Source organism: Cryobacterium sp. Y82, from assembly GCF_002929495.1.
GTDB classification, from domain to species: Bacteria; Actinomycetota; Actinomycetes; order Actinomycetales; family Microbacteriaceae; genus Cryobacterium; species Cryobacterium serini.
On sequence record NZ_PJJJ01000023.1, the window covers coordinates 1 to 22,006 of the forward strand.

Annotated in this window: 27 protein-coding genes and 2 pseudogenes; 22 read left to right on the forward strand and 7 right to left on the reverse strand. The window is 62.9% G+C overall.

Annotated features, from left to right (window positions below; translation table 11 throughout):
• The first annotated feature begins 105 nt into the window (after positions 1-105).
• Entirely contained in the window at positions 106-624 is a 519-nt protein-coding gene (locus CXY70_RS02510; RefSeq protein WP_104190821.1) for a hypothetical protein, read from the forward strand.
• Between the two features lie 26 nt (positions 625-650).
• On the opposite strand, the gene CXY70_RS02515 is transcribed toward CXY70_RS02510, so the two are convergent.
• Entirely contained in the window at positions 651-1,277 is a 627-nt protein-coding gene (locus tag CXY70_RS02515) for an NUDIX hydrolase (RefSeq protein ID WP_104190822.1), read from the reverse strand.
• 137 nt (positions 1,278-1,414) lie between these two features.
• Between CXY70_RS02515 and CXY70_RS02520 the strand changes: the two are divergent.
• Both CXY70_RS02520 and CXY70_RS02525 read left to right on the forward strand, forming a co-directional pair.
• Positions 1,415-2,343 (forward strand): annotated as a pseudogene (locus CXY70_RS02520) (ADP-ribosylglycohydrolase family protein).
• A 27-nt stretch (positions 2,344-2,370) separates the two neighbouring features.
• Complete coding sequence (locus CXY70_RS02525; RefSeq protein ID WP_199183347.1) at positions 2,371-2,829, forward strand: very short patch repair endonuclease; 459 nt, start codon at positions 2,371-2,373, stop codon at positions 2,827-2,829.
• 8 nt (positions 2,830-2,837) lie between these two features.
• Here the strand turns inward: CXY70_RS02525 and CXY70_RS18180 are convergent, their stop codons facing one another.
• Positions 2,838-3,719, reverse strand: coding sequence for an HNH endonuclease (locus tag CXY70_RS18180; RefSeq protein WP_104190823.1), 882 nt, complete (start codon positions 3,717-3,719; stop codon positions 2,838-2,840).
• Between the two features lie 286 nt (positions 3,720-4,005).
• On the opposite strand from CXY70_RS18180, the gene CXY70_RS02535 reads away from it, so the two are divergent.
• The 4 genes from CXY70_RS02535 to CXY70_RS02550 all read left to right on the forward strand — a co-directional run bounded on the left by CXY70_RS02535 (position 4,006) and on the right by CXY70_RS02550 (position 6,203).
• Positions 4,006-4,656: a vWA domain-containing protein gene (locus CXY70_RS02535; protein WP_104190824.1), complete on the forward strand. Its 651-nt coding sequence runs from the start codon at positions 4,006-4,008 to the stop codon at positions 4,654-4,656.
• A gap of 102 nt (positions 4,657-4,758) precedes the next feature.
• Positions 4,759-5,106: a DUF4234 domain-containing protein gene (locus CXY70_RS02540; RefSeq protein ID WP_104190825.1), complete on the forward strand. Its 348-nt coding sequence runs from the start codon at positions 4,759-4,761 to the stop codon at positions 5,104-5,106.
• Positions 5,107-5,700: 594 nt separating this feature from the next.
• The gene (locus tag CXY70_RS02545) at positions 5,701-5,949 is read left to right on the forward strand and encodes a type II toxin-antitoxin system Phd/YefM family antitoxin (protein WP_104089781.1); all 249 of its coding nucleotides are present in this window, start codon (positions 5,701-5,703) and stop codon (positions 5,947-5,949) included.
• A complete protein-coding gene (locus CXY70_RS02550; RefSeq protein WP_092338846.1) occupies positions 5,946-6,203 on the forward strand; it encodes a type II toxin-antitoxin system RelE/ParE family toxin in 258 nt (85 codons plus the stop codon). Before CXY70_RS02545 ends, CXY70_RS02550 begins: the two co-directional genes overlap by 4 nt.
• Positions 6,204-6,231: 28 nt before the next feature.
• Here CXY70_RS02550 and CXY70_RS02555 read toward each other — a convergent pair whose 3' ends face one another.
• Together CXY70_RS02555 and CXY70_RS18545 are read right to left on the reverse strand one after the other, a co-directional pair.
• Positions 6,232-8,328: a nuclease-related domain-containing DEAD/DEAH box helicase gene (locus CXY70_RS02555; RefSeq protein WP_104190826.1), complete on the reverse strand. Its 2,097-nt coding sequence runs from the start codon at positions 8,326-8,328 to the stop codon at positions 6,232-6,234.
• A 154-nt stretch (positions 8,329-8,482) separates the two neighbouring features.
• Positions 8,483-8,581: pseudogene (locus CXY70_RS18545) on the reverse strand (YccF domain-containing protein); the annotation flags it as partial.
• Between the two features lie 3 nt (positions 8,582-8,584).
• Here CXY70_RS18545 and CXY70_RS17465 point away from each other — a divergent pair.
• The 8 genes from CXY70_RS17465 (at position 8,585) to CXY70_RS18185 (ending at position 12,926) form a co-directional block, all read left to right on the forward strand.
• Positions 8,585-8,953, forward strand: a complete 369-nt coding sequence (locus CXY70_RS17465) for a hypothetical protein (protein ID WP_146066031.1) — start codon at positions 8,585-8,587, stop codon at positions 8,951-8,953.
• 162 nt (positions 8,954-9,115) lie between these two features.
• Positions 9,116-9,451: a hypothetical protein gene (locus tag CXY70_RS02565; protein WP_104190827.1), complete on the forward strand. Its 336-nt coding sequence runs from the start codon at positions 9,116-9,118 to the stop codon at positions 9,449-9,451.
• A 160-nt stretch (positions 9,452-9,611) separates the two neighbouring features.
• On the forward strand, positions 9,612-9,827 hold the full coding sequence (locus tag CXY70_RS02570; RefSeq protein ID WP_199183349.1) for a type II toxin-antitoxin system RelE/ParE family toxin: 216 nt from the start codon (positions 9,612-9,614) through the stop codon (positions 9,825-9,827).
• A 104-nt stretch (positions 9,828-9,931) separates the two neighbouring features.
• A complete protein-coding gene (locus tag CXY70_RS02575; RefSeq protein WP_104190892.1) occupies positions 9,932-10,207 on the forward strand; it encodes a HigA family addiction module antitoxin in 276 nt (91 codons plus the stop codon).
• 154 nt (positions 10,208-10,361) lie between these two features.
• Entirely contained in the window at positions 10,362-10,862 is a 501-nt protein-coding gene (locus tag CXY70_RS02580) for a hypothetical protein (RefSeq protein ID WP_158250885.1), read from the forward strand.
• A 143-nt stretch (positions 10,863-11,005) separates the two neighbouring features.
• Complete coding sequence (locus tag CXY70_RS02585) at positions 11,006-11,338, forward strand: hypothetical protein (RefSeq protein WP_158250886.1); 333 nt, start codon at positions 11,006-11,008, stop codon at positions 11,336-11,338.
• 292 nt (positions 11,339-11,630) lie between these two features.
• Complete coding sequence (locus tag CXY70_RS02590; protein ID WP_104190830.1) at positions 11,631-12,257, forward strand: hypothetical protein; 627 nt, start codon at positions 11,631-11,633, stop codon at positions 12,255-12,257.
• Between the two features lie 216 nt (positions 12,258-12,473).
• Complete coding sequence (locus CXY70_RS18185; RefSeq protein WP_233205704.1) at positions 12,474-12,926, forward strand: hypothetical protein; 453 nt, start codon at positions 12,474-12,476, stop codon at positions 12,924-12,926.
• A 23-nt stretch (positions 12,927-12,949) separates the two neighbouring features.
• Here the strand turns inward: CXY70_RS18185 and CXY70_RS02600 are convergent, their stop codons facing one another.
• Together CXY70_RS02600 and CXY70_RS02605 are read right to left on the reverse strand one after the other, a co-directional pair.
• Entirely contained in the window at positions 12,950-13,324 is a 375-nt protein-coding gene (locus CXY70_RS02600) for a YccF domain-containing protein (RefSeq protein WP_104190831.1), read from the reverse strand.
• The gene (locus CXY70_RS02605) at positions 13,321-14,070 is read right to left on the reverse strand and encodes an IclR family transcriptional regulator (RefSeq protein WP_198417811.1); all 750 of its coding nucleotides are present in this window, start codon (positions 14,068-14,070) and stop codon (positions 13,321-13,323) included. Before CXY70_RS02605 ends, CXY70_RS02600 begins: the two co-directional genes overlap by 4 nt.
• Positions 14,071-14,239: 169 nt before the next feature.
• On the opposite strand from CXY70_RS02605, the gene CXY70_RS02610 reads away from it, so the two are divergent.
• Genes CXY70_RS02610 through CXY70_RS02630 form a run of 5 tightly spaced genes read left to right on the forward strand, consistent with a single transcriptional unit; the run spans position 14,240 to position 19,187 of the window.
• Positions 14,240-15,058 carry an ABC transporter ATP-binding protein gene (locus tag CXY70_RS02610; RefSeq protein WP_104190832.1) on the forward strand — a complete coding sequence of 273 codons (819 nt, stop codon included), beginning with the start codon at positions 14,240-14,242 and terminating at the stop codon, positions 15,056-15,058.
• A gap of 1 nt (position 15,059) precedes the next feature.
• Positions 15,060-15,914: an ABC transporter permease gene (locus CXY70_RS02615; protein WP_199183350.1), complete on the forward strand. Its 855-nt coding sequence runs from the start codon at positions 15,060-15,062 to the stop codon at positions 15,912-15,914.
• Positions 15,915-15,944: 30 nt separating this feature from the next.
• A complete protein-coding gene (locus CXY70_RS02620) occupies positions 15,945-16,985 on the forward strand; it encodes an ABC transporter substrate-binding protein (protein WP_158250887.1) in 1,041 nt (346 codons plus the stop codon).
• Between the two features lie 40 nt (positions 16,986-17,025).
• The gene (locus CXY70_RS02625; protein WP_104190835.1) at positions 17,026-18,264 is read left to right on the forward strand and encodes a CaiB/BaiF CoA-transferase family protein; all 1,239 of its coding nucleotides are present in this window, start codon (positions 17,026-17,028) and stop codon (positions 18,262-18,264) included.
• Positions 18,264-19,187: a hydroxymethylglutaryl-CoA lyase gene (locus tag CXY70_RS02630; RefSeq protein WP_199183351.1), complete on the forward strand. Its 924-nt coding sequence runs from the start codon at positions 18,264-18,266 to the stop codon at positions 19,185-19,187. Before CXY70_RS02625 ends, CXY70_RS02630 begins: the two co-directional genes overlap by 1 nt.
• Positions 19,188-19,221: 34 nt before the next feature.
• Here the strand turns inward: CXY70_RS02630 and CXY70_RS02635 are convergent, their stop codons facing one another.
• Positions 19,222-19,548, reverse strand: a complete 327-nt coding sequence (locus CXY70_RS02635) for a hypothetical protein (RefSeq protein WP_104190837.1) — start codon at positions 19,546-19,548, stop codon at positions 19,222-19,224.
• A 172-nt stretch (positions 19,549-19,720) separates the two neighbouring features.
• Between CXY70_RS02635 and CXY70_RS02640 the strand changes: the two genes are divergently transcribed.
• Entirely contained in the window at positions 19,721-20,269 is a 549-nt protein-coding gene (locus CXY70_RS02640) for a PadR family transcriptional regulator (protein WP_104190838.1), read from the forward strand.
• 55 nt (positions 20,270-20,324) lie between these two features.
• Positions 20,325-21,980 (forward strand): AarF/ABC1/UbiB kinase family protein, encoded by a 1,656-nt coding sequence (locus CXY70_RS02645; RefSeq protein WP_104190839.1) that lies wholly within the window; start codon positions 20,325-20,327, stop codon positions 21,978-21,980.
• Positions 21,981-22,006: the final 26 nt, after the last annotated feature.

Consider the following 22,006-nt stretch of genomic DNA (forward strand, 5'->3'; position numbering starts at 1 on the left):
GCCGACAAACCCACCGAGAATGACCGACTCGAACTAGCCGCCTAAACTCCCACTGGCCTCATTCACCTTGACAAATTCCGCGGCAGCGTCTGACAGGATCTCACAATGACCCACTCTGAGCTTCACGCCATGAGTGTCGGGGAACTTATCGACACCTACTCCGAGATCCTTGACGAGCTGCGCCACCGCGGCCTCGTTCGCACCAAGAACGCCCCGGTCGGTGACCTTGCCGAATACGCGGCCTCGATCGCTTACGAGGGAAGGCTTGAGAAGAACTCTGCGAAGTCGTACGACCTGCTCGCGGGTGACGGTCGCCGGGTACAGGTTAAGGTGCGAAACGTAGTCCCGAGTACCAGCCCATCGCAGACGTTCTCCGCGATCAGGTCCGACGGTTATGACGTGTGCTTATTCGTCCTTGTCACAGACAACCGGGTCACCCTGGCCAAGGAATGGTCGATTGAAGACGTCAAAATGCATGGAAGGTTCCAAGCACACACGAACTCCGTCACCGTCCGGGTTGGGAAGGTCTTGGTGATCGGCACAGATGTCACGCCGATGTTGCAATCCGCTTGGACAGACATGCGAGGTATAGTCGCAACCGCCGATGTCAACGAAGTGCTCTGACTGATCGTTTGCTCAGGCCGGACGTCTCAGGGCTCTGCGTGCCGAAACACTTTCGCCGGCTTACCGACCAGGCCGGGCCGGTAGGCATCCGTTTCGACGAGCTGGCCCAGCATGTGCCGACGGAAGGTGTCCTTGCCGAGCGGTTCACCCGCAATCGCCGAGTGCAGGCGCAACAGTTCGAGCAGGGTGAACTCCGGGCCAAGCAGTCGCTCTGGGTCGGCCGAGGCCCGGTATGAAGTCCGCAGTGTGCCTACCGCCAACTCGAGAATCAGTTCGTGGTCATAGATCAGGTCACGAACCTCTGACACCGGTTTCAGGTCGTCGTGCGAGACGGATGCCGGCGGCACTACTACGAGGTGCGCCACTGAGATCACCCAACCACGATCATCCCGTTCTGGGGCGTCGAAAACATGCAACTGGCGCGGGTGCAGGCCCATAATATGGGCCTTGTCGCTCAGTGAACGGAGTACGGCATCGGCAAGGGTTTCGCGCTCGTGCACGAACGTTCCGGGCAGGCGCCACCCAGTCTGGTTCTGCACGAGCGCCACACAGAGCTTGCCATCTTTCACCGAGAGAACGGCCGTGTCCACAGCCACCGAAGGGCGCGGATAGTCGGTTAAGAGCTTGTCGGAACTGTCGCGGTAGATGGTCACTCGGTAATTATCTCAGATGTGATCTATATTGGTAATAGATCAAATATGATCTAAAAAACAGGGGAGACCAGATGAAGTAAACACGCGAACACCTCGACACCGCCCAACGCGACCGCGCCGCCGGCGTGCTCCTCGGAATGGCCTGCGGCGACGCGCTCGGCGCCGGGTACGAATTCGGTCCTCCTCTGTCGGCGAGCACCCCGGTGTTCATGAAGGGCGGAGGGGGCTTCGCCTGGGCACCGGGGGAGTGGACCGACGACACCTCCATGGCCGTTCCCATCGCCCAGGCTGCCGCGGACGGTCTGGACCTCCGCGACGAGAACGTTGTCGACGGCATCGTCGCCCAATGGGTTCAGTGGGCAAAGATGGCGCCCGACGTGGGGATTCAGCTGCGGGCGGTGCTGTCGAAGACCGAGCCCACGGCATCCGCTGTGCGTTCGGTCGCGAAGGCGCACCACGAACGCACCGGGCGCAGCGGCGGCAACGGCTCGCTCATGCGCACCGCTCCATCAGCAGCCTCACCCACTATGAGGCGGATGCCGGCGATGCCTGCGTGCTCTGGTGCCTCGCCATTCGGCACGCGGTGCTTGAGGGCGAACTTGACGTGCGCGTAGGCCTTCAGTTTCTGCCCGACGACCGGCGGGACCTCTGGGAAACCCGTATCGCGGTGGCCGAAATTAGCCAGCCGTCAGACTTCGCTCACAACGGCTGGGTGGTCGAGGCGCTGCAGGGCGCGTGGTCGGCGATCAGCACCACCAAAGCGACGGATGCGACGCACCTGCGTCTCGCACTCGAAGCCGCGGTGCGCGGTGGCCGCGACACTGACACCGTGGCGGCGATCGCCGGTGGTCTGCTCGGAGCGCGGTGGGGCGCATCCGCTGTTCCGGCCGAGTGGCGCCGGATCGTGCATGGCTGGCCCGCCTTGACCGCGGCCGACCTGGTGCGGCTCGGGAGTCGAGCTACCGGAGACGAGGCCGCCGTGTCGGACGCGGAGACTGAGCGCTTCGACGAGAAACTCACGGGTGTTTATATCCGTCGACTGAAACGAGAGGCTCAGGTGTCGTAGGACGGAATTCGCGGCATGATGGGCGCGATGACGAAACAGCCTTCGTCGTGGGCGACAACCCCGGCGACGCGACGATCAATGCAAGGCAACAAGGCGCGCGACACGTTACCCGAGCTGGCCGTGCGCAGAATATTGCATGCCCAGGGACTGCGCTACCGGGTGAACGTGCGCCCGCTTCCGGAGCTGCGCCGCACGGCCGACATCGTCTTCACGAGGAAGAAGATCGCCGTGCTGATCGACGGATGCTTCTGGCACGGTTGCCCCGAGCACTACACGCGCCCGTCGGCCAACCGGGATTTCTGGGATGCGAAGGTCAACAGAAACCGGGAACGTGACGCAGACACGGATCGTGCGCTCGAGAAGGCGGGTTGGACGGTCGTGCGGTTCTGGGAGCATGAGGCGCCGACGGACGTAGCTGAGTCGATAAGGGTTGCCGTGGAGTGCACGCCTAGGGCCGACGTCCAGGCCATTGGCACATCGGAATAAGGCGACTACTAAGCCGCAAACTGTTCGTATCGCGTGGCCAGTGCCTCTCGGGAAGGGCGATCGGCAGCGCGGCGGGGGAGCACGAGCGCTCTTCCGTGCATGTCCTGAAGCCCATGCCGCAGCATCGGTCCGTCGACCTCATCGAGAAGTGCATGGTCGATGCGAACGATGAAGTCGGGCGTGATTCCCAGAAGATCTCGGTCGTACGCGGCGTGGTGGATTTTGCAGAGCGCCAATCCGTTGGTCACGCGTGCAAAGCCATCTCTTTCGCCGTCAGGAATGATGTGGGCGGCGTCGAGGAGCGAGACATGCTTTAGGGAGCAAACGGCACAGCTGTCGGCATACGCATGCATGACCTTGGCACGAAATGCGGGTTGGTGAAGTCTTGCTCGCACGGTGCGTTCGGCGTACGCACGTTGGTCGGGTGGCAGCGTGGTGGGGTCACCGAAAAAGCGAAGAGACTCGTCCATCGTGATTGTGAATACCCGTGCGACGGGGTCATCCGCGACCACGTATACGGGGTAATGAGCTGCGTAGACGCCCGTGCGGATGGCTTCGAAATAGATGAGAGGAGCTTCAAGCTGATGTGCCCGCTGCAGCTTGACGTTGTCGCTGCTGTTCCCCGCTCGATAGTCGTACTTCACGAACGCTGCGGTATCGAGCACGTCTGCGTACGGACCGTCGACGGTCGTCATGATGCTCAGCGTGGAGCTGAATTCGGCGGGATTTCGGATTCCCCTGCCGCGATCGATCAATGGGAGCCGGAGCTCGCCGATGTAGAAATTTGCGAGCTCGTCACGACCGAATTCGTATTGCCCAGTGACCTCTCGCTCCTCGAGTAGGCGAAAGATCTCGAGGCGAAGCGCCTGCTCCTGTTCGTGCGAATACATACTGCAGTTCTACCAGCTCTCTGAGGGCTGCGCGCAGGGAAGAGCCATCGCCCGAAATTTGCTTATGCGGAAAGTTTGCGATCGCGCGAGCCACGTGGCGACCAGCTGGTTTGGGCACACGCGTTCCTCGACGGCCGGTATCGAGAGCGATCGCCGCACCTTAGGGCGGCGCGGAGCAGCCTGACGCCACTGAATTGGCGCCTCAGCGCCGTGCACGGAGCAGTGTCGGTGGCTCCTGCGACACTCATCTTGTTCCCGCCGGGAGCAACTTTGAAGGGGGAACACCATGACTGATCCGAACTACACCGCCATGCTGCTGGTCATCGATCGCAGTGGCTCGATGACAGGCATCCGCGATGACATGGTGGGCGGCCTCACCACGATGCTCGCCGAGCAGGCGGCCGAGCCGGGCATGCTCACCGTCGACATCGTCACGTTCGACACTGAGATTGAAACGCAGTGCTCGTTGGCCGACCCGAAGAACGTCACGATCTCGCTCGAGCCGCGGGGCGCCACGGCGCTCTTTGACGCCATTGGTCAGTCGGTAACTGGCTTCGGTCGGGTTCTGGCTGCGTTGCCCGAACACGCCCGCCCCGAAATCGTGCAGGTCGTGGTCGTCACCGACGGCGACGAGAACTCCAGCCGCGAGTTCGGCCTCGACGCCGTGCGCGCTCTCGTTACGCGCCAGAAAGAGCAGTACAACTGGGACTTCATGTTTCTCGGGGCTAACCAAAACGCAGTGCTGTCGGGTGAACGCCTCGGGTTTGACGCCGGCAGCTCTATGACCTTCATGGCGAGTACCGACGCGGTATCGAACATGAGTGCCTCCATGGGGCGTTACGTGAAAGACGTGCGCGGCAAGACCAAGCGCATGTTCGATGACGACGAGCGGTACGACGCGATGATGCCGGACCCGGAGGCGCCCATCCGCCCTTGATCTGCCCGGGTGTGATCAGCCCAAAGTGGGGGCGCGAAACGCGCCTAGGTAATTACCTAACCTGTCATTCTTGAAAAATATTGCAATCTATGGGGAGCCATAATGAATCGTCGCAGCCCGGCAGCACCGCTGCTTCTACCGATCGTCACTTTTGGCATTTATAACCTGGTCTGGTTCGTTAAAACCAAGAACGAAATCAATCTCATCGCCCAGAGCAGAATCCCCACTGCATGGCTCATCATTGTGCCAATCGCTAGCATCTGGTGGATCTGGAAGTACGCTGTCGGCGTTGAACAGACAACAAACGGGGGGATCAGTCGGCACGCCACCTTTTGGCTGCTTCTGTTGCTCGGCTTTATCGGTACGGCCATCGTGCAGAGTGCGTTCAATTCAGCGATTGACACTTCCGCACCGCACGGGAATCCCCTGGCGGAGCAGATCGCAGCCTGACCGGTATCGCGGGGAAGGCTACGACGACTAGCGTTTCTCGGCCCGAGTTCGGAAGCGCCTTGAGAAAGCCGATGAGCGACGATGGCTTTGGCATGTCTGCAACAATTCGCAGGTGCGTGACTTGAGTCGTGATCGCGAACAACTTCCGGTGTCGGGAGCGCACCAGCGCCCTCTCGACACCCCATGGACAGCCCCATCCGTGGGCCGCGCGCACGCTTCGTGTGTCGCTACAGTTCGAAGTGCCTGTCAAGGGCTCGGGTGGCTCGTCCGCTCTGTTTGCGGTGCGGTCTGGACCGTCCGCGAAATAACCGAGCCGACAGGAAAAAAGCAAGAAGAACCCGGGGGTCCGCCATTATTGGTTCAATGATTGCATCGCAATTCGCAGGAGTGGCAGCCGTGAAGTTGTGGGCGGGAATCTTGCCGTTCGTTGCCATGGCACTTCTCGTGCTCTTTCAACGTGCCCGTGCAAAGCGGATGGCGGCACGAGCGCACGCGGACGGCGCCTAACAGACGCCGTCTGGCCCTTGCCTTGCGCCCGGCTGCAGATCTGCACTGCACATGTACATCGCGATCACGCTGATGTACATTTGAGGCATGTCGAAGTCAAGCGTCACCGACGCCAGGGCGCGCCTACCCGAGTTGATTGCCCAGGCCAGCTCAGAGGCCGTCTTCTTGGAGCGTCGCGGAAAAGTCGCTGCTGTGCTGGTGAGCCCCGAGCAGTATGCACGCATGCAAGAAGCGCTTGAGGATGCTGAGGATGTCGCGGCGTTTGATGTGGCGATGGCCGACGAGGGCGACAACATTCCCTGGGAGCAGGTCAAAGCGGATCTCGGCTGGATGTGAGCAAATACCGGATCGAATTGCGCCCGGCAGCGGTCAAAGCGTTGCGTCGCATTGATCCGCAGGACCGCGGTCGGGTACAAGGCGCCATCGCCCTGCTGGGCGAAGACCCCCGCCCGCCGGGGGCGAGAGCGTTGCAAGGACGGGACGGCTATCGGGTGCGGGTGGGCAGCTATCGGATTATCTACACCATCCGCAACGACATCCTTGTGGTGGTCGTGGTCACCGTCGGCCATCGCCGGGACGTGTACGAGTAGCGCGTGGTGCAGTTGGGGATTGGGTAGGTCACGCAGACGATCCCTGCGCCGCGATGCAGCCGACCCACACCCCGTCACGAGCTCGGGTGATACCCACGAAGAGTTCGCGGCGGTCGCGCTCGTCGCGTTCGATCTGAGAATCGGTCCACCCCGCTCCGGTAATGCCCGGGAACATCAGGTGTTCGGCGATCCAGGGCAGCAGCACCTGCTTGAACTCCAGCCCCTTGGCGCGCTTGATCGTGCCGACCTTCACAGCACCCGTCGGGCCACCGTCGTAGTCGGTGAGTTCGACCACGGGAATCCCCGCGGTGCGAAGCAGCATTACCGCGTCACGCACCTGCCAGGTCGTGAAGCAGAGCACACCCACGTCACCCCAGCCCACACTCACACTCTGCGCGGCCCGGCGGATGTGCTGCACCAGTTTGCCATCGTGCTCGATTCGGGTGCGCGCCCGGGCGAAGAGGGGACGCTCGCCGTGTCGCGGCGAAATGATCGCGGCGGTGTCGGCTGCGGCACCTTCGATGTCGACGTAGCTGGCTCCGTCGACGACGCGGGTCGCCAAGGCGAGGATCTCGGCGGTGTTGCGGTAGTTCACGTCCATGACCACCCCGCGGCCGGCGACAGAGAGGCCGGCCTCGGCCAAGGTGTAGCCGCCGGGGTAGATGGTCTGTTGGCCGTCGCCGATCAGGGTGAAAGCATCCGCACCGTCACCGGCCACGGAGGCGAGCATGCGGATCATTGCGCACGACAGGTCCTGAGCCTCGTCGACGATGACGGCCGTGTACCCGACCATCGGTTTAGCGCGCAGAGCCGCTTCGGCGAGCAAAATCAGGTCGGCGTAATCATGTACGTTGCGGGTGCGCAGAAGTGATTCGTAGCGCTGATAAAGCGCCCAGACCGAGTGGCGCTGGTCGAAAGTGAGGCGGCGGCGCCGGCCAATGCGGGCGCAGTCGGCGTATTCATCGAAGGTGGTGAGACCTCGGCCCTTGATCACGTGATCAAGCTCCTCCCGCCAATACCGGGAACTGGTGTCGATCGCCATGAGCGGGCCGCTGGTCTGCTTCCAGGCATCGTTGAAGGCCTGATCGGCCAACTTTGGTTTGACGCGCACGTCGATGCCGCGCTCGTCGAGCACTTTGCGGGCGAACTGGTGAACGCCGCTGAACTCCACGCGACCCGCGACATCCGGTGCCATGCGGCCGAGCAGGTTGCTCAGCACATCGGGCAGCGTGCGCACGAAAGTGGTCACGAGCACGCGGGCGTTCGTCTGGGACCGTGCCAAGTAAGCGGCACGGTGCAACCCCACGACGGTCTTGCCGGTTCCGGCAGCCCCACGGATGCGGGAGGGCCCGTTGAAACTGCGGCGCACCAATTTGGCCTGGTCGGGATGCAGGAACGTCATCCACTCTTCGATTGGAGGGGCAAGAAGTCCCTCGAGGATCGCTGCCTCGATGTCGCTCTCGCTCGGAAGATGGTCTAGATTAAGAGCTGGTTGCGGGCCGATGATCGGTTCGGGCAGGGTCACATCGATTGGTGCCGGCTCGCCGATCAAGGGGAAGTACTTGATCGCAGCGGCCAACACCTGCTCGACGGCAGACGCGGTGAGCCGCTGTCCGCGGCGGGCGATGTGGCGCACGATGTCGCCTTCACCCACAATCTCGACGTTGCCGACAGACGCGTTCACCCCCTTGTGCCCGGCGAAAACGACCACGGGCCGCACCTCGCCTGGGGCGAGGCCGATCTCGGCCAGAGCCGCCTCCGTCTTCCAAGCGAGGTCGGCCAGACCGTCGAACTCGTCGGTGACATCGGCTTGCCCGCGGAATACCCGGCCCGCCGCGATGGTCGGGTCCTTCCAAGCTTTGGTGTCCACGATGAACAGGCCGCCGGGCCCGACGACGACCATGTCTACCTGAGCGCGACGGCTGCCGGGCCACTGGCGATCAGGCAGGAAATGGTAGCCAGCCGCGGCGAGTGGGGCGAGAACGTGGGCGATGCGTTTTTCGCTGTCGGCTGCGGCGAAGTAGTTGGCGGCCTTGGCCCGCGAGGATTCAGCGGCGAGCGCGTGCGCTTCTGAGAGCGCCAGCTGACGCGTCGCTTCGCTCCATGCCGATCCGCCTGCCGACATACGCCCCCCGCCTTTATATACACGTGAGCTTATCGGCATGTACTTGATCGGGGCGCCGCCTCGTTGCGGGGAGGCGGTGGTGCTGCCCCTGCAACGCACGGACTTCTCGCAACGGCGGCCGTGGGGCCTTGCTACACCTGTTTCTGATCAGTGTCTAAGTGTGGACGATCTCCCTGCCGAGCGGCATGCCCGCGACGGGAATCAGTTTGAAGTTGGCGATGCCGAACTGGATGCCGATAATCGTCAGGCATAGGCGATGCTAGAGATTGATTTTTCGAGAGCGACTAAGCAGACGGCATCCGCTTTTCTGGCTCGCAGCAGCGTGCGACTGCCCGAAATTAGCGGACCGGCCGAACACCAGGACTACCTTGCCCTGCTCGACCGCTGCCTGCTCGACCGCCACGGCTGCAAGCTGCTCCACGGCATCGACCCGTCAATATGTATCGCGACTCTGCCCTCAACTCATCCTGGCTCCGCTGAGAATCGCAAAATACGACGACGGTCGCGAGCGCGGCCGGGAGTCGATACCTCAATGGCCGGCCAGGCTGGCCAAGCGTTCTACTTTTCACCTGTCGGCGGTGATCAATGCCGTGGCGCTCTGATTCGCCAGAACCTCCCTAAATGAGCCCTGTCCGAGGGCCGTGGACGGGCTACGTGTTTACTAGAGTGCGGAGTACGGGCTGGAGCCCGCCTCGCGCACTCAGGACGATTGTTGGACTGCACGGCCATTCAGCCGTGGGCCCTGCAACCGGATCGAATTCGCCGAGCTAGCGAGAGGACAGCCAGCATGCCGCCGACTTGGCAGCCATCCGCCTGGGGCAAGGCACTCACACGCGCCGGCGACTGGAAACTCGCACTCCACGGCGACAAGGTCACGGTCACTCTCGGTGGCGTCGCTATTGTGACCGCGGTTGAGGATGTCGAGGCTGTCGTCGTCACCCGCGGCCTGTTCTGGAGTCATATCCGGATCGAGGTGGGGGAGTGGGTGAGTCGGCTCTACGGTATCCGCTCGAAGGACGCTGCCGCGTTTGAACAAGCCTTCGCCGCGTCACTTGAGGCGCTGCAACTTCGGCAGCGCATTGCGGAGTTCGATGCGGCGGCCCACCGAGCGAACCTTGACTGAACGGCTTCACTGTCGCGCTCGCGAAACACCTGCAGATCAAAGGGCGAATCACCGCCGGATTCAAGCCCGCACGATACACGTGGAGCTGTCTCGGGCTACGCGGGACCGGGCCAGCGCGTACACTCTTGCTATACGTATAGCATCAGCATACGGTTAGTCTGTGATCAAATCGTTTCGACACAAGGGACTCGCGCGGTTCTACGAGTCGGGCAGCAAGGCGGGAATTCGCCCGGATCACGCTGCAAAACTACAACGGCAACTCGCCGTGCTTGACAATGCCGTGTCGGTTGACGATGTACCGCCGTCCTGGCGGCCGCACGTGCTGCATGGGGACGGCGAGTCGGGTCGCGACGTGCACGGGCACTACGCGATTTGAGTTTCGGGAAATTGGCGCCTCACCTTCACGTTCGAGGGCACTGACGTCGTGCTCCTTGACTACGTGCACTATCACTGAATCAAATCGACACGAAAGGAATGAAGATGACCGGAATGTACAACCCGCCGCACCCGGGCCTGCTCCTTGAGGACTACCTCGGGGAGATCAGCCTGGCCGAGGCCGCGCGACGCCTCGGCGTCACTCGTGCGACGCTGTCTCGCATTCGCCATGGCCATTCTGGCGTGACCGCAGACATGGCGGTGCGGCTGAGTCTGCTACTGGGGACGAGCGCGGAACTCTGGCTGGGAATGCAGACCGCGTACGACTTGTGGAATGAGAAGCAGAAGCCGCGGCCGGATATTCTCCCGCTCGCAGGTTGATCGAATCGTCCGTTAGACCCAATCGCGTTCCTGATGTTCTCGGGGCCGATCTCACCTGGTCCAGTTCCTCCGGCCTGTAACGGGAGTTCGTGTCGAAGGTCTTCAGCGGCCTGCAGGTCTGCTCCCACCAGAGCGCTACGTGAGTCTCAGGAGTATGCTGCCTGCGTCGATTCGGATGGGAGCTGTGGCGATGGGTAACGTGGGCGCAGGCGAACCGAGCAACACTGCCCTCGCGAAATCCACCGGAGTTTCAGAAAGCACACTCGCGGGCTTTCCCTCTGAACGCGTCATCAGCGTCAATGTAGCCGAGGCCGGCGCCGCCGACGGAACAGGGCGAACCTACGATGTGGTGCTGGCGCCGGCTTCTGGCGCAAGCACTGACTTTGCCGAGACGATTTTCGCCACGCTGTCGACGGTCGTCATCGCAATCGTCGGCTTTTACTTCGGGCAGCGGGCCGCTACTTCGGGGGTTCAAGCCGCACAAGACCTACAGGCAAACGCCCAGCTGACCCGTGCGGAGATCGCATTAGAGCAGAAGAAAATGCAGACGACACCGGTGCCAGGATCGGGCTCAGGACTCGTTTCGGACGGTCTAGCCAAAGAGCGAGCACCGGCATCGCCGGAGAAACCAACGAATGGGGTGGGATCGACATGACACATGACAGCATCCGCTTAGCATCGCCCAAGCGGCCGCACGCCTCAGCCCGCACGTTCTTGGTGCTCGTACTTGCGGGGTTTCTCCTCACGGGCTCCAGTTGCGCTCGAAGTGGCACGAGCAGCCTCGATGATCTGGGGCGCATGCTCGGCCGATCTGCAAACGAGACCGAACTCATTGTAGGAGGCGGTTCTGCTGGTGCGGAGAAGAATGCCGCGCGTTGGCTCGAGGAAATGAAGGCCTATGGTGACAGCGATGTGCGGGCCGTCTGCAACCTTGCCCTGGCCATGTCGGGCTATGGAACACCGAAGACTCAGGCCGATCTTGAGCAGCTTCTGCAACTTACATCTGCCATCACGAATCCCACGGCTGAAGTGACAAACCTGCGGGACACGACGGCGTCTGCATTGATCGAGGGTTACGAATCAGCCTCCCTGGCAGCGGCAATAGTGGCGTTCGACGAGACCCTTTGCTGACCAGACGGGTGTGGTCAGGAGAACGTTGATCAACGTGATGAGTAGACGCAACTGAAGCAGAAACCGCGGCCGGATATTCTCCCGCTCGAAGGCTGGATGAGAGTTGCCGGGGCGCTGATGAGCACCGCCGCAGCTGCAGACTCAGGATCGGTGGAACGCGCCATAACCGGCCAGGTGCTGCTTACCGATATGGTTCGAGAAGGGGCTTGTCGCTGCGATTTGTTGTGGCCGTTCCACCGCGCGGTATTGCGACGGCGTTTCGACGTCGAATGACACTGGAGACTGAATAGTCATGATCTTTTTCAAAGCGCGGGTTCTGCTCTGGCCTCTTCTGCTGATCACCGTGCTGGTTGTCGCGGGGATGGGCGCCTCTTTCGCATTCGGGGGGATCAACGCTCTCGCTCTCAGCTCGCTGTTCAGCAGCAGCTCGAGCGAACGCGATTCGCAGGTGATTCAGTCCGTCACGCGCGTGCAAGAGATCACCTTGCTGAGCCTTCACATCGAAGGCATCAAGACGCGAGAAGACAATCGAGAGATTCTAGGTGTGGTCGTACCCGAGAGCGAGAAAACGACGATTCTCCAGTATGAGTTCGACGCAAAGTTGGGCTTCGATGGGTCACAGGTGAAGATCGAACCCACCGGCCCCGAGTCGTTTCGCGTGAGTATTCCTAAATTCATCGGCATCGGCTTTGACGATGTCGTGTTTAAAGACGCCCTCGAGAGCAACAACGCGCTGGGCTGGCTGGCACCGCGAGCCGCGCAAACTGAAATGATCAACAACATTCTCAGCGACGAGAACAAGCAGGAGTACATCAACCAAAACGAGGCAGAGCTGCAGGAACAGGCCACGGCGTTCTACTCCGGAATCATCGCAAGCATTGACCCTGAGGTCACCATCGAATTTGAGTTCGCAGGGTAGCTCCCTGCAGCGCGCCGTCGTCGCCGCATGAACCTAAGAGTGACGATGGCTGCCTTGTCTGGAGCGGTGACTACTACGCCGGAGAAAGTCTGTGGGCCGCTGGATGGGAACCCACCTAGTTGACCATCGCCATCGGGCGAAACGTACGACGGTTCTGAGGAGCTGCGGCACAACCGCTACATCAGCGCGCTGCCGCCATTCGTGGGAGCATGACGCATGCACAACTTCGTGAGCGAGATCGTCAATCAGGCACCGCAGCAGAACGGCTGGTGGCTCAACGGCGGCGGCTGGTTTGTGCTTGCCCTCGTCAATGCGGGCCTGGCCGAACAGAAGAACCGTTCCCGCTGGAACTGGTTTCTGGTCTCGTTGTTACTTGGGCCTATCGCCACGTTCTTCATCGTGGTCTGGGAACCCGTGACCGAGCCGCCACTAGAGCAACAGCTTGAGCCTATGCATCCGTTCAAAAGGCTGGACGACCGCTACCTCACCCTCGCCTTCTTGGCCTTGGTGCTCACGATCGGCGCGCTGCTCTTTGCGGCAGTCGGGAGTATCGGGTATATGTGGGTGGTTGCCGGTGTCGGTGCCGCGACTGTCGTGGTCTTTCTCGTACTCTTTCGTCGGGCACGTCAAAAGCGCATGGCGGCACGCACGCGCGCACTCAGCTCCTGATCGCCGACGGCATTACCTGAACGCTACGGCGTGTCGACGATCTGCTTACCGAGCGGCATCAGGGCCACCCGAATCAGCTTGAAGTTGGCGATTCCGAAAGGGATACCAATGATGGTGAAGCAGAGAGCGATGCCCGAGATCAAATGTTCGAGGGCGATCCACCAGCCGGCCAGAATGACCCAGACGACGTTGCCGAGAAGCGACGCGACGCCGGCATTCGGCGTCTCAACCACGGTCTTGCCAAACGGCCAGAGGGCGTAGACGCCAATGCGCGCGGCCGCAATTCCCCAGGGGATGGTGGCGATGAGCACGCACATGATGACCGCGGCCACCATGTAGCCGAGGAACAGCCAGAAGCCTGAGAGCACGAACCAGATGATATTGAGGAGGGTCTTCATGATGGTCCTATTCTCTCAAACCCCAACGCCGCCGAGATCAGCGCCGCGCACTCAACGACCGGCTCCGTATACCCTGGAACCGCGGTCGCCTCGTTGAGCCTTGAAAACGGGGCTACGATGCCCACCACGGCCACCACATTGCCGTGGTGGTCGAAGACGGGGGAGCTCACCGAGGCGACTTCGGGCTCGCGCTCCTCGAACGACGACGCCCAGCCCTGGGTGCGAATCTGATCCAGCAGCTCGGCGGGCAGCGCCTCCTCCGGCGCAACGGTCAGCAGCTCCTGTCGGGCGAATTCATCGAAGGCCAGAAAGACCTTGCCGGCCGAACCCAGGTGCAGTGGCATGACGGTGCCCACCTCGAGCACGCGGGAGATGGCGCGCGGCGAGCGCGCCGTGGCCACGACGGTTCGGTACTGCCGCCAGCGCACATAGAGCACCGATGACTCCTGGGTCTGTTCTCGCAGGGTCTGCAGCATCGGGCGGGAGGCCTGGATCACGTCGAGGCCCTGTGTGGCATTGATCGCCCAGCGCGCCACGCCCAGACCAATGCGGTAGCCGCTGCCGTCGCGGTCGAGAAAGCCCTCCGACACCAGGTTCTGAACGAGGCGCTGCGTGGTGCTCTCGGGTAGTCCGGCGCGTTTGCGAATCGCGCTCAGCGACAGGGTGGGTTCCTCCACGGTGAAGCAGTCCATGATTTGGCGAATCTTGCCCAGCACCAAAATGCGGTTGCCAGCTGTTTCAGTCACGAGGTGTCCTTGTCTGCGCTCTGCGAGCGAAACGTTCGTTTGTCACAGAGCCATTATTCATTGCGTTCGGGTGCAAAACGCCACTAGGGTTCATGTAACCACATTGCGAGTGGTTCACTCTCAATGCGAGTGAGCATCTCGACACCCGGCCTGTAAGGAATGCATGACGATGACGTCAACAGAAACAGCGCACGTACCGGCGGTTCAGCTCGATGCCTGCACCAAGGAGTTCGTGACGCCCCAAGGCGGCTCGTATTTCGCGGTGAAGGGCATCGACCTCACGGTGATGCCGGGCAAGTTTGTGTCGATCGTTGGCCCAACAGGATGTGGCAAGTCCACGGTGCTCAACATGGCCGCTGGGCTGATGGCGCCGAGCCAGGGCGAGGCGCGCAGTTTCGGCGCCCCGGTGGTGGGCGTCAACCGCCGAGCCTCGTACATGTTTCAGCAAGACGCCCTACTGCCGTGGAAGACCGTGCTCGACAACGTGTCGCTCGGCCTCATCATGCGCGGCGTTGGCAAGAAGGAAGCGGCCGCCGAGGCGCGCCGCTGGCTCGCCAAGGTGGGCCTGTCGAACTTCGAAGACCGCTACCCGCACCAGCTCAGCGGCGGCATGCGCAAGCGCACCTCCATCGCGCAGGCCTGGATCGTGAACCCCGACATTCTGCTCATGGACGAACCCTTTTCCGCCCTCGACGTGCAGACCCGCCAGATCATGGAGAACGAGCTGCTCGACATCTGGCAGGAGTCGGGCAAGGCCGTGATCTTCATCACCCACGACCTCGACGAAGCCATCGCCCTCAGCGACGAGGTCGTGCTGCTCAGCGCCGGCCCCGCGAGCCACGTGGTGGCCCGCTACGACATCACCTTGCCGCGCCCGCGCAACCTGCTCGAGATTCGTGACGACCCGCAGTTTGTCGAACTGCACCGGGAGATCTGGGGCAAGCTGCGCGACGAAGTGGCCAAGACCTACGCGGCAAAGGCGGCCTGACATGTCAACGACGACTACTCGAACGGATGCCGCGCCCGCCGCATCCGCTGCCCGCCGGCCCCGCAGCGGCGCGGCCCGGCCTCGCAGCGAAACGCCCGCGGCGCTGATGCGCTTCTACCAGCTGCTGCTCACCGCGGTGGTGCTCGGTGCCTGGGAAATTCTCGGCCGGGCCGGCGTGATCGATACGTTCTTCTTCTCGCTGCCGAGCGCCATCGGCGTGGCCGTGTGGGACTGGATCGTGACCGGGTTCATCTTTCCGCACCTCTGGATCACCCTGCAGGAAGCCCTCTACGCCTTCATCATCGGCACCGGGCTCGGCCTTATTCTCGGCTTTCTGCTGGCCAGGGTGCGTTTTCTCGAGCGGCTGTTTGAACCGTTCGTGCAAATGTTCAACGCCCTGCCCCGCGTGGTGCTCGCGCCCATCTTCCTCTTGTGGTTCGGGCTCGGCATCGAGTCGAAGGTGGCGTTCGGCGTCACCCTGGTCTTCTTCATCGTGTTCTTCAACGTGCTGCAGGGCGTGAAAAGCGTCGACAGGGTGTTGCTCGACAACGCCCGCATGCTCGGCGCCACCGAACGCCACCTCATTCAGCACGTCGTGCTGCCGAGCGCCCTCACCTGGATTTTCTCCAGTCTGCACATCAGCGTGGGCTTCGCCATCGTGGGCGCGGTCGTGGGCGAATACCTCGGCGCCGCCGCTGGCGTCGGCTACGTCATCGCTCAGGCCCAGGGCGTGTTCGACACCGAAGGCGTGTTCGCGGGCATGTTCATCCTCATGATCGTGGTGCTCTTCGTCGACCTCGGCGTGAACCGGCTCGAACGCTACCTGCTGCGCTGGCGCCCGGTTCCCGGCGCGTAAATACTGATCCTCCTAGAGAAAGAGAACACCGTGTCCCTGCCCAAAAAGTTCACCGTGGCCGCCGCAGCGTTGCTCACCGCCACCCTGTTCGCCGGCTGCAGCAGTACCGCAAGCGGGGGAGCGGATGCCGCAGCCACCCCCAAGGTCACCATCGGCATCGGCGGCCAGACCCTGCTCACCTACCTGCCCACCACCCTCGCCGAGCAGCTCGGCTACTACGAGGAGGAGGGACTCGACGTTGATCTGCAAGATCTGCAGGGTGGGTCGAAAGCCCTCACCGCGCTACTCGGCGGCAGCGTGAACGTAGTGAGCGGCTACTACGAGCACACCATTCAGATGCAGGCGAAGAACCAGAGCATCACCTCGTTCGTACAGATGGGCAAGTCACCCGCCATCGCCCTCGTCGTGGCTCCAGGATCAACCTCCGAGATCAAGTCCCTCGACGACCTCATCGGCAAGAGCGTTGGCGTCACTGCGCCGGGCTCCTCCACCCACACCATGCTTCGCTTTCTGCTCGAGGAGGCGGGCTTGAACCCCGATGGCGTCAGTGTCGTCGCGATGGGGGCCGGGGCCTCCGCTGTGGCCGCCATGGAGTCGGGTGGAGTTGTGGCCGGCGTGATGCTCGAACCCGACGTGTCCGTGCTCGCGGAGCGCACCGGCGCCGAAACCGTGAGCCTCGCCGACCTGCGCTCGCCCGCAGGCGTGGAGGAGCATTACGACACCGACATGTGGCCGTCGTCGTCGTTCTACGCGCAGAGCGACTGGCTCGCGAAGAATCCCGAGACCGCGCAGAAACTCGCGAACGTGCTCACCAAGACGCTCGCCTACATTGCCGAGCACACCGGAGCCGAGATCGCGGCCGAGATGCCGGAGACCTTCAGCGGCGGAAACCTCGAACGCTACGCCGCGCTCATTGAGGAGCTCAAGCCGCAGCTCACCGAAGACGGACGCAACAGCGAGGCCGGTGCCGAGGCCGTGCTCGACACGCAGCGCATCGCCAACCCAGAGGTCGGTGACGCCGAGATCGACCTCGCCGCCACCTACACCAACGAGTTCGTCGGCGGAAAATAACCACGTTGGGCGCCGCAGCATCCGCTTGGAAGGACTTGATATGACCAACGTGGCCCCGCTTGCCGGTGTACGTGTGCTCGAACTCGGCAACTTCATTGCCGCGCCAACGGCCGGGCGCATGCTGGCCGATTTCGGCGCCGAGGTGATCAAGGTGGAACGCCCCGGAACCGGGGACGAGCTGCGCAACTGGCGGCTGCACGCCGGAAGCACGTCGATGCTGTTTCGCACCATCAACCGCAACAAGAAGTCGATCGTGCTCGACCTCAAGACCGAGCTGGGGCGCGACACCGTGCTGGAACTCGTGGCGCACTGCGACGTGGTGCTCGAGAATTTTCGGCCGGGCACGTTGGAGAAGTGGGGGCTTGGGCCCGCCGAGTTGAACGCGGTGAATCCCAACCTCATTCTCACCCGGGTGTCGGCGTTCGGGCAGACCGGGCCGCTCTCGCAGCGCCCTGGATTCGCCGCGGTCGCCGAGGCGATGGGCGGATTTCGAGACCTCGTGGGCGACCCTGACCGGCCTCCCGTTCGGGTCGGCGTGTCGATCGGCGACTCGATCGCCGGGCTCTATGCGGCCTTCGGCTCGGTCATGGCCCTGTTTCAGCGCGAGGTACGACAGGGTCGAACGGATGCTGCGCTCGAGTTGCACGAACGCGTCATCGACGTAGCGCTCAACGAATCGATGCTGTCGATGATGGAATCGCTGATACCCGACTATTCCGCGTATGGCGTAGCGCGGGAACGTGTCGGCGGGCGGATGGACGGCATCGCCCCCACCAACGCCTACCTCTGCAGTGACGGCGCCAGCATCGTGATCGCCGGCAACGCGGATGCAATCTACCAGCGTTACATGCACGTGATCGGCCGCGACGACCTCGGGCGCGACCCGGAGTTGCAGAACAACGCGGCGCGGTGGCTGCGGCGGGATGAGCTCGACGCCGCCATCGGGGCGTGGACGTTGGGGCTTTCGGCGAGCGCGGCTTTGGGCGTCTTGGAAGAGGCGGGGGTTCCGTCTGGTCCTATATACACCGCCGCCGACATCTGCGCGGACTCGCAGTACGAGGCGCGCAACATGATCCAGCGCTTCGATGTCTCCGATGGGTCGCAGGTTTTGCCTGACGTGGGTTTCCCCGGCATTGTGCCGGTGATCGGCGAACGCTCGCTCGATATAAAGACCCTCGGGCCAGACCTCGGGGAACACACTCGAGAGGTGCTGTCTCGGGTTCTGGGCAAGACTTCTGCCGAGATAGACCACATCATGAGCGAATTGCAGCCCGCCTGATGTTCAGTTTCGAACCCACCGCGGTGCTGCGCGACGTCACCCTGCGCGACGGCCTGCAACTCACCGGCGGCATGCTCTCCACCGAGCGCAAGCTCGCGACCATTCGGTCATTGCTCGCGCTCGGAGTGGAGGCGCTGGAGGTCGGGTCGATGGCCCGGCCCGCCCTCGTGCCATCGATGGCGAATACCCTCGAGGTGCTCGGGGAGCTCACGCCCGCTGAGCTGGCGCGGTGCTGGGTATGGGTCGCCACGCCGCGGCATGTGGAGCGCGCCGCCGCCGCGGGCGCCCGCAACTTTCAGTACTGCTTCTCTGCAACGGATGCCCACAACCAGGCCAACATCGGCCGCACCACCGAGGCGAGTCTTTCCGCCATGCCGGCGGCCGTGGAGATCAGCCGTGATGTGGATGGGCAGATCCAATTGTGCATCGCGACCTCGTTCACGTGCCCGTTCGACGGGCAGGTCGACCCGTCGCGGGTAGTGCAGATTGCGCAAGACGAACGCGCAGCCGGGGCCGCGCACGTGGTGATCTGTGACACGCTCGGGCAGGCGGTTCCGGCTCAGGTGTCGTCACTCATTACGCGTGTGCGCCTCGAGACGCCGGCCCGCGAGATTGTTTTTCACGGGCACGACACGTGGGGGCTGGGCGTGGCGAACACGCTCGCGGCTATTTCCGCCGGGGCCACCATGGTGGACGGAGCGCTCGGTGGTCTGGGCGGATGCCCCTTCGCGCCGGGAGCCAGTGGCAACACCGCGAGCGAGGACATCCTCTTTGCCACACGCCCGCCGTGGCTGACACCCGACGTGTTCGGGTCACTCGTGCGCGTATCGGAAACGTTGCTGATGGAACTCGGCGAGCCGAACCGTTCGAAAGCCGCCCAGGGCGCCCGCTCACCCGCGAAGGCCTTCGACTGGGTGCTGTAGTTCGTCGAATACGTGGCTCGAAAATCCGTGGCGTCTAGCCGATCAGGGTGAGCATCAGTCGTGACTCTTCGCGCGCCTCGACCTCGTGCTCCAGGCCGGCATCGAGCCGCAGTAGGGCGCCAGGCACGAGGTCGGTGACCTGTCCGCCGGCGGTGACGCGTAGGCATCCGTCTAGGGCTTGCATCAGTAAAATCTTGGGCGCTGAGTGTTTCTTAAGAATGAAGTCGGCCTCAAAAGTGAGTACAACCACCCGCACCCCGGGAGAGGAGAGAACCGTGCTGTGACCGAGTCGACCGGGTTCCACCGCTGCGTCGGCTCGAACGTTCACGATGTGGGTGACGGGCAGTGTTGGATGTTCCATGATTCAACGCTAGACCCGCGCGCGCCTTTCTCTTGATCGACGCTGATTGCTAAAATTAACGATGTCTGGGAGCCAGCCCTGAGCATTCGTTTTAGGTGTATCGCTCGAAAGCATCGCTGGGTATCGTTGACGTATCGCTGTATATCGTTCGCAATACTTACAGGAGGCAATCATGGGCAATTCATATCCAACCGGCGGGTTCAACGCTGGCAACATCGACGGCATCTGGCAGGCGATGGAGCAGTTTCGTTCGCGGTTCGAAAAGCAGACCGGCACCCGCGCCGGCCGTGGTGAGGTGCGCACGGCGGTGCTCGCGCTGCTCGCTGAGCAGTCGATGCACGGCTACCAGATCATTCACGAAATCGAAGAGCGCAGTGGCGGTAGCTGGAAGCCCAGCGCCGGCTCTGTCTACCCGACCCTGCAGCTGTTGGCCGACGAGGGCCTGATCAGCGCCGAGGAGTCCAACGGCCGCAAGATCTACTCCCTGACCGATGAGGGTCGCGCCGCTGTCGCTGACGCTGACATGAGCGCGCCGTGGGAGACTACAGCGCCCAATTCTGGTCACGGACATGGTCATGCGGCATTGCCGAAAGCTGGGATCGAGCTCGCCCAGGCAGCGGCGCAGGTTGGTCGCACCGGCTCGCCGGAGCAGATCAAGCAGGCCGTCATGGTGCTTGACGACGCACGTCGTAAGCTCTACTCGATCCTCGCCCAGGACTGACGGGGTGCCACTGGCTCGTCGAGGTAGCTACGATTCGAATTCGGGCGCGGGCAACATGCGCGCCCGATACCGCCGCATTCTGCGTTTCGCCAGCTGGTATCTGGCCATAACGTGGTGGTTCGAGTTGTTCCTGCCTCGCATCGGGCTGGTGAAAATCGCGGAACGCACACGCTCCAAGCGGATGCGACACTTCGCCAAGGGTTTTCATGTGCTCGCGGCCGACCTGGGCGGTCTCATGATCAAGGTCGGGCAGTTCATGTCATCGCGCCTCGACGTGTTGCCGCCCGAGATCACCAAGGAACTCGAGGGGCTGCAGGACGAGGTTGCCCCGGTGCCGTTTGCGGCCATTCGCGCGGCCGCCGAGACAGAGCTGGGCATGCCGCTCGAGCGAGCCTTCTCCTTTGTCGACGAGACGCCGGTGGCAGCGGCATCGCTCGGGCAGGCGCATCGAGCGCGATTGACCGCCCTCGATGCCGCTGACACCGGGCTCGCCGACGTCATCATCAAGGTGCAGCGACCGGGAATCGATGAAATCATCGACGTCGACCTCGCGGCCCTGCGCAAGGTGGGCGGGTGGCTCAGCCATGTTCGGCTGGTGTACAACCGGGTCGACATGCCCGCGCTGGTCGAGGAGTTCGCGCAGACCAGCCTCGAAGAGATCGACTACCTGCACGAGGCGGCCAGTTCAGAACGCTTCGCGGCGGCCTTTCCCGACGACGACCGGGTGGGCGTGCCTGGCGTCGTCTGGGAGCGCACCACCCGCCGGGTGCTCACCCTCGAAGACGTAACGGCGATCAAGATCACCGACGTCGATGCCCTGCGCAAGGCGGGCATCGACCCGACAGAGGTTGCCCCGGTCTTCGCGGAGGTCATGTTCGACCAGATGTTCACCATGGGGTTCTTTCACGCCGATCCACACCCCGGAAACATCTTCGTCACCCCAGACGCCGACTGTGAGCGCGGCTGGAAGCTGACGTTCATCGACTTCGGGATGATGGGTGAGATCCCCACCAGCACGCGCACCGGGCTGCGCAAAATGCTAATCGCCGCCGCCTCGCGTGACGGGCGCGGTCTGGTCAATGCCATGAACGACGTGGGTGTGCTCCTTCCCTCAGCCGAGACGACGGAACTCGAACGCGCGATGACGACCCTGTTCGCTCGCTTCGGTGGCATGGGATTCGCCGAACTGCGCGAGGTCGACCCGCGCGAGTTTCGCGAGTTCGCCGTGCAATTCGGCGACGTTGTGCGCTCGTTGCCGTTTCAGCTGCCCGAAAACTTTCTACTCCTCATTCGCGCCATGTCGCTCACCTCCGGGGTGGCCAGTGCGCTCAACCCCGCGTTCAACCTCTGGGACTCGGTCGAGCCCTACGCCGCGCAGCTGTTGCGTGACGAGAGCGGCAACCTGGTGCAGGACATCGCCAAGCAGACAGTGGAGACGGTCGGGATCGCCGTTCGCCTGCCGAAGCGGCTTGACGGGTTGATCACCCGGATCGAAGACGGCAGCGTGGCGTTCGCCATCCCGGGCCTCGAGAAACGAGTCGCGCGCCTCGAACGCACCGTGCGACAGGCGGTCTCAGCTGTTCTCTTCGGCGTACTGCTGATAGCCGGCGTGCTGCTGCGAGCGGATGACACGGTGCTCGGCACCGTGCTGATGGTCGCGTCGGTAGCCCCCCTGTTGCACGCCCTGTTCGCGGGGCGCCGCGGAGTCTGAGCGAGGGCGTGGCCGCCGTCGACGTG